Annotated in this window: 1 pseudogene; it reads right to left on the minus strand. The window is 56.6% G+C overall.

Annotated elements, in window-relative coordinates:
* Positions 1-50: 50 nt before the first annotated feature.
* Positions 51-346: pseudogene (locus tag VU18_RS19955) on the minus strand (N-(5'-phosphoribosyl)anthranilate isomerase); the annotation flags it as partial.

The following is a 346-nucleotide window of genomic DNA, read 5'->3' on the forward strand; positions in this document are numbered from 1 at the left end:
AAGCTTGTGTTCAGCCATATCATTCTGTGTTTTTTCGTGCATAAAACGGATCATCGACACCCGTGATTCTTTATTTTTTCTTCGATTTGTTTCATCTTCGTTGGATCTTTGCGTCCGTCCGTTTCAATGCCGCTGCTGATATCGATGCCATCCGGGCGGTAGACAAGCAGCCGCTCGATATTGTCCGGAGTGATGCCGCCGGCGATGAAGCACGGCACGCCTTGGCGGGCCGCCTCTTCCAAATAGTGCGGCACCGCCTCCCAATCAAAAGCGACGCCCGTCCCCCCCCAGGCGCCGGCGGCGCGGCTGTCAACGACGTAGCCATCGGCAATGCCAGCGTACTGCC

It is taken from the genome of Geobacillus sp. ZGt-1 (assembly GCF_001026865.1).
GTDB lineage: Bacteria > Bacillota > Bacilli > Bacillales > Anoxybacillaceae > Geobacillus > Geobacillus thermoleovorans.